Consider the following 7265-nt stretch of genomic DNA (forward strand, 5'->3'; position numbering starts at 1 on the left):
TCCCCGTGGCCCTGATGCATCCACACGACCCTGCCGCGGTCGTGGTCGACGACGACCGTCATGTACTTGTGGCCCTTGCGGTAGCTGGTCTCGTCCACGCCCAACCAGGCGACCTGCTGCTCGAAATCACGCGTGTACGCGCTCTTCCTGCGCGCCCACGGCACCATCGCGACCGTCACACCCCGTGCTCGCGGCACATGACGCGCGGCGGCGCGTACTCCAACAGCAGGCGCGCGCACCCGAGGTCGAGGTGGCGCCAGCGCCGCACGCCCAGCCGGTCGTACGGCCGGCCATGCCCGCCGCATCTGGCGCACCGGTCCATATCATGCGTGTAGGTGCGCACCGGCACGATGGCGACGGTCCCGTCATGCGGGTCGTCCTCGACGCAGGGCGTGGAGGACGACGTTGGAGGGCAGGTACAGCATGCGCTTGAGCGCGCCGGCTGATACGGTTGGCACAGGCGTTCCCTTGTTCCGGTTCTACTTTCTTGGCGGGAACAAACCATACAGGAGAACGCCCCTCTCGTATCCCCACACGAAAAAGCCCCGGCAAAGACGCCGAGGTCCAACACCCCACCACACAAACTGGCTAAAGACTCATAAAAAACGTTCGGCTGCAGCGAAACCGATACTGCGGCCGAACGTGATGATATGGCGATGCGGATTATTCCCAGGTGCCGACGAGAACCACGTCGTTGGCACGGCCGTATCCCACGACCCTGTCGGCGGGACCGCCGGAGATGGAATTCTTGATGTGGTAGACATTGCCACGACGAACAGCAAGCGTATCCGTCCTGTTGCCGTCCCAGTCACCCACCAGCACCGTATCGTTCGCACGACCATAGCCGATGACCCTGTCAGCCCTACCGGACGTGATCGAGTTCTTCACGTGATACGTGTTGCCGCGACGAACGGCCAACGTATCCCGGCCGTCACCATTCCAGTCACCCACAAGAATCGTATCGTTCGCATGACCATACGAAATCACCTTGTCGGCTTTGCCCCCGCTGATGGAGTTTTTGATGTAATAGGTGTTGCCACGACGCACGGCCAACGTATCCCTGCCATCGCCGTCCCAATCGCCCACCAGCACCGTATCAGAGGCGCGGCCATAGCCGATGACCTTATCGGCTTTGCCACTGGAAATGGAATTCTTGATGTGGTAGACATTGCCACGACGAACAGCAAGCGTATCGACTCTGTCGCCGTTCCAATCGCCGACCAGCACCTTGTCATTCGCCTTGCCATACGCGGCCACGGCATCCGCCTGACCACCCGAAATCGTGTATTTGAAGTAATACGTATTGCCACGACGAACAGCGAGGGAATCCAGGAACACATTCGGATTGCGTACAGTCACGGTGCGTGTGACCGTGGCCTTGTTACCAGCCTTGTCGGCAACCGTATACACGAGCCTGTATATGCCAACCTTGTTGGTATCCACCGTTCCCGAAATCTGGATTTTCGCGGTGATGTTCCCGTCGCGGTTGTCCCGGGCGGTCACACCCGCACGAGGATTGAACGACTTGCCTGCCTTGAACGATACATTGTCAGCTCCGGAAATCACCGGCTTAGTGGTGTCTTTATCAAGATTTGCAAGCGCTTGGGCGACGGTTTGCGTCGTACCTTGTGCACTCTTGCTGTTGCCGATCTCCATCACAGCAATGGTGGCACCTTTCCATTGGCCACCGGAAACCTTGGCGATGCCGAACCCGACTATGTCGGCATAAGGGCTGACCATGGCGAGATAGTGCCCATAACCTTGGCGGTCAGCTGTTTTGGTGGCATTCAATTCGTTGTACCACATGGTGACAGGATTATATGAGCCGCCGTATTCGGGGTAGCTGATGGCCAGGTTCTCCGGGCCGAAGAAGTATCCTCCCTGATACTTGCTGGATTCGGAGAGATTGTATTCACTGCACCATGCAGGACGACCATTGGCCATATTGCCGTGGCTGATTGGATCGTTCGGATGGTTGACGGCACGTTTTGCCAGCTCATTGGCACGTGTCTGCGCCCACTTGGTCATGTCGGAGTTGACCTTCAAGGCAGGTACTGGTTTACCGTCGCCGGAAATCGACGGAATCATCGAGGCGGGCATGTTTTGCCCGGAATCCGCTTTGACCGCCGCGGAAATCTGCGACGGCGACAGTGCCTTACGGCTTTTCGCACGGATCGAGTTCACCTGATTGAGATATTGCAATGATTGCTTTGCGTTATCCTTGGCAGCGGCGTTGGTTCCGATGGCGGCGGATGCGGGTATCGCCGTCACACCCAAAGTCAGTGCAGCGGCCAACGCAGCCAACGTACCTATAAGACGTTTGCCGATGTTCATTGTTCTCCCCTCCTTAAGGAGTTCAGAGCCTATCTTCATTGAAGACTCCTACTTTTTAAGGATACCCTCGTCCCCATATCACAGTCGATGAAAAATATGAAATCCCTGTTGCGGAATCGTGACGATTCGACTGCGCAACAGGGATTATGGATATCGACCGGGCATGGGCATCATCGGCGATGATCGGCCTTCGTGGACAATGAAGTCACCGTCGAACGCACAAGGTGTCGGATCGGTCACCATTCCAATCGCCGACGAGAACACGGTCGGAGGCGTTTCCGTAGCCGACGACCTTGTCTGCGGCACCTGACTTGATGGAATTCTTGATGTAATAGGTGTTGCCACGGCGCACGGCCAACGTATCCCTGCCATCGCCGTCCCAATCACCCACAAGAATCGTATCCCTGGCATTTCCGTAGCTGATTACTGTGTCAGCGGCACCGCCGCTCATGGAATTCTTGAAATAGAAGGTGTTGCCACGACGCACGGCCAACGTATCCCTGCCATCGCCGTCCCAATCACCCACCAATACAGCATCGCCCGACTTACCGTAGCCGATTACACGATCGGCGGGGCCGGACTCGATGGAATTCTTGATGTAATAGGTGTTGCCACGACGCACGGCGAAGGAATCACCATTGCGAGCGTCCCAGTTGCCGACAAGCACCGTGTCGGAAGCCTTACCGTAGCCTATGACCTTATCCGCCACGCCGCTGCTGATGGAATTCTTTACAAAATACCGATTGCCGCGGCGAATGGTCAAGGTGTCGCTACGATCGCCGTTCCAGTCGCCGGATAGGACCGTATCGGAAGCCTTACCGTAGACGATGGTCTTATCGGCGATTCCGCCGCTCATGGAATTCTTGAAATAGTATGTGGCGCCGGGGGATGGGGTGGCGCTCACCTTTCGGTAATTGCCGAACGCGTTCAGGTCCACGTCGCCGGGGACGCCGTTGATGCGGCCGGCGGCGCTGTATTGCCAGCCGCGGTAGTTCATGGAGAACGGGAACGTGTTGCGGGCGCCGTAGCTGCCGACCCACTGGGTCCTGGAGCGGATGCTGGAGCTGTTGAGCGCGGTGTTGAGGTAGTAGACGTACGAATATACGGCGAGATTCTTGTAGCCGGCCGCCCTCATGGTGGCGTACCAGGAGTTGACGATGCCTTCGTAGACGCGGGGGCTGGTCGGATGCTGGTGGCCGGTCCACGTCCAATCCTCAAGATCGTAGTAGACGGGGTAGGAAAGCGTGCTCGGCGAGACGCCGGCCTTCCTCAACTGGTTGACGATGTTGGTGGCCTCGTGCGACGCGAACGTGTTGTCGTACGCATACGAGTACAGGTAGATGCCGAACGGAATCCTCAGCCTCCTGCACTCGCTGATGTTGCGCAGGGCCTTCTTGTCGAGGGCCGCGGTACCGTAGCCGATGCGGATGATCGCACCTTCCACGCCGGCCGCCTTGGCCTTGGCCCAGTCGATGTTGCCGTTGTGCTCGGAGACGTCGATGACGCCCTTCGCCTGCTGCGCGAACAGGTTGTTCTTGTAGTCGAAGAACGCTGGTGTGCCGTTGTACGTGCCCCAATGGGCACCATACTCGTTGTTGGGCAGTCTCACGGTGCGCACGGTCGGCGTGGCCGAGTCGTCATACGAGGAAGGAGACGCCTGGCCTTCGGAGGACTGCTCTTCGGAGTTCGCACTGTTCGAGTCCGAATCATTCGAATCCGCATTGTCTGATTCGGCTTTGCCTGATTCGACTTTGTCGGAGGACTGGCCTTCGGTCTCCTGCTCAGCCGCGCCGGAATCCGAGTCCTGGTTCTCGGACTTCTGTCCGGAATCCGACTGATTGCCGTCGGACGGCTGCTCGACTTCACGACCGGACTCCGCCATCTGGTCCTTGACCTCATCCATCGGCACGGGGATGAACGACTTGCCGTCGGTCTTCGCCAACGGGTCGGCGGGGGCGTCCGAAGTACCCACCAAAGCGGGGTCGGTCACGGTCTTGCCCGTCTCGACGTCCTTCAATTCACCGTCCGTCGTGGACACATACTGCGGGGCCGTCATCACATCGTCGTCGGAGATCTCCGCGCTCACCTTGTTAGGCAGCTCCACGCTCGGATTCTCCGGCACCGCATCCTGCTCGGCGACGGTCGCGCCCTCGCCCTGCGCTTGCAGCTGCGTTTCGTCCGCCGTATTCTCAACCACGTAATCGCCGAATGCGCCGTTCGTACCGTCCAACGCATCGGCGTTCGCCATAACCGGCAACGCCAGACCGGCCACTGCGAACGCAGCCACCGCGGTCGTCAACCATCTACGATTCCTCATCAGCACTTTCCCCGTCTTTCGATTGAAACCCTATGCGCAGGCGCATCAACCGCTCGGCAAAACTCGCTTATTTCGTTTGTCTTGCCATAAGCAATCGGCGCCAACGCAACATACCCCCACAAGGCACGTGTGTGTATTCAATATCAGTATGGCACATGACGTTGTCACCGTGACCTGTAGACGATTACACTATCTCCAATCCGACGCATACGACCCAACGCATACGCGTCTCCGCCGAAACGCAAATGGATGAAAACACCCGGCATCACTCTTCACACAGGTATTCATACTGTTTCGGAGCCACTGCATGCATCATCTCGAATAAATAGCCCAGGCATTCCCTCGTCTGCGGCACAAGAGCCGGGTCGAGGGCATCGCCAGTAATGTGCGATTCATCATTCGCAAACTTATATAGAGAAGCCTTCTTACGCTCATCAAAGTCTATTTTGCCAAGACGCTGATAAGGGCTCCCGCAAATCGGCACATTGTTCATCAGGAATGTATCAAGGACTTTTCGTACAATATTGGGTATCGGATATGCGCTACGAATCGTCCCATCGTTTTCGTATGTCTTGAGCAGATGGAACAGGAACCTATATTCGGTCTCGAACCGATTCAGATCATTGTCCAAAGGAGCGAGGCTCGAACACCTTCTCTTCTGCGCATCATTACTGCATTGCAGCATATAAAAGGATGCCTTCTTCCCACGTGCATGCTTTGCCCAGTTCAGGAGAATCTTCAAAAAAGAAAAATCATGCGTGGTAATAAATGCCTGCTTACTCTTTTCCACTACCTCTTTTAGGAAAGAAAAAGCCTGATATCGGTAATTTGCGTCCAAGCTTGAGACCGGATCATCGATAGCGAGAATGCTGTCAGCCAAGGTAAAGTTCTCTTCTTCCAAAGTGGTCACGAAAAAGACAAATGCAATGGCGAGGCGTTCCCCCTCGCTGAGATGTGTAGCCGCATGTCCGTCTCGGACTATGGAATACCCTCCTTCATCAGGACGAGGTTGAAACTCAATTTCGGTGCGTCCAAGAAAAGTCGCAAGATTCCGATTTAAAATTGGGCAAGCACCACTGTTTTTTGCCAATTCATTCTTTTTTGCGCCGAGAATATTCGACAATCCACTAAGCGTATTCTCAGACCAATCTCCAGCATTGCCACGAATAGCAATCAAGCGCTGCTCACACTGCCGAATCAGCGTATGGTAGGCGTCAACTTTCTCAGCGATGAGACTAAGCTCGTGTTCTTTCAAACACTTCTTGGCAAGACTCTGAGCCTTGTCGAAAGAATCTGTTTTCCGATTATGCCGGTCGATAACGAAATTCATCCGATCGCATGCACGAATCAGCGTCTCCGCCGAAGGAATATTCTCCGCGATTGGAGCCCTATCCGGTTTCTGCTTCTTGGCATTCAGCACGGAAATATAATCATTGATTGCACTCGACAATATCTTTAGTTGGCGGTCGACCACTGCTTTACAGGCCAAATAATCCGGCCGCAGCTCATCATAGATTCTCATTTCATCCGCACAGGAAATAGAGTGTAACTCGTTCCGGCACGAACGCAGGCCATTGATGCATTCATCCAGAGACGCCTTCAAACGTTTATCATCTTCATTGAAATGATTTTTAAGAGCACGCATACGAGTATCCGAAATTGGATTCTCGCAAAACGCACAATTGCGGCTTCGCAGTGTTTCGTGAAGCTGAAGACCCTTTTCCACCCATAGAGCTAAAGCAGTATTTTGTGTAAGCTCATTAATGGGAACATGCCGAACTGATTGGCACAGCAAATCACTGGCTCGGTCAACGATACCGTTCAGATAAACGCCCATCCGCGATAAATCCAGCTTCTCCAACCTTTTCAGGGGTTTCTGACTGAGCGTTTGACGATACGCGTTGTACTCGGCTGGGAGAAGCACTCTTTTCCCCACTAGCAACTCGAAATCAGCCTTTGCTTGTGTACGCGTATATTTTCGAGAGGGTGCTCCCTCAATGGCTATTCCGATAGTTTTGGCTGTTTGACTAAAAAGCTCAGACAGCTCCTTGCCTGTTCTGTCCTTCTCCTCCTGAAGCTTGTCATACTTCTCTTTTAACTCGTCATATACTTCCGTATACTGCTCAATCTCCATAGCTAAAGCAATTGCTTTTTCACCAAAAGTGACTGATATATCCTGCGATGTAGATTGTTCGAAATTCACATTCCTTTTAATGAAATCTTCATTGAACACACGAATACCAGTAGAAAATTCCTGTCCCTGAGTAAATATTTCTTCATTTTCGTTTTCCGCTACATAACATCCTTCAGGGAAGTCAGCAGAAACGCCACTTTCCAAAGACTCCAATAGCCTCATAAAAGTAGACTTTCCAGTTCCATTCCAACCATAAATGATGTTGATTTGTTTAAATTCTGGAATATTCTGAGACCAGTGAAAACTGCGGAATACACCGAAGTTAACGATTTCCGTAAATTTCCGCAATTCACACATCGCGCACTCCTTATCTCACAACCAATAACCATACTGATGATAAATTCGAGCCTTCGCCAGTTTGTGTGGTGGGGTGTTGAGCCTCGGCGTCGTGGCCGGGGCTTTTGTGTGTGCGGGTATGGA

The 7265-nt window shown here is 54.2% G+C and carries 4 protein-coding genes; all 4 read right to left on the reverse strand.

Features of this window, described 5'->3' with window-relative positions:
* The coding region (locus DF200_RS11180; RefSeq protein ID WP_439098330.1) for a transposase at positions 1-305 on the reverse strand (305 nt) is incomplete at its 3' end.
* A 358-nt stretch (positions 306-663) separates the two neighbouring features.
* Positions 664-2334 (reverse strand): immunoglobulin-like domain-containing protein, encoded by a 1671-nt coding sequence (locus DF200_RS10320; protein ID WP_158275846.1) that lies wholly within the window; start codon positions 2332-2334, stop codon positions 664-666.
* 205 nt (positions 2335-2539) lie between these two features.
* Entirely contained in the window at positions 2540-4651 is a 2112-nt protein-coding gene (locus DF200_RS10325; protein ID WP_109138187.1) for a glycoside hydrolase family 25 protein, read from the reverse strand.
* A gap of 265 nt (positions 4652-4916) precedes the next feature.
* Positions 4917-7142: an AAA family ATPase gene (locus DF200_RS10330; protein ID WP_109138188.1), complete on the reverse strand. Its 2226-nt coding sequence runs from the start codon at positions 7140-7142 to the stop codon at positions 4917-4919.
* Positions 7143-7265: the final 123 nt, after the last annotated feature.

Origin of the sequence: Bifidobacterium catulorum (assembly GCF_003129925.1) — a bacterium.
GTDB classification, from domain to species: Bacteria; Actinomycetota; Actinomycetes; order Actinomycetales; family Bifidobacteriaceae; genus Galliscardovia; species Galliscardovia catulorum.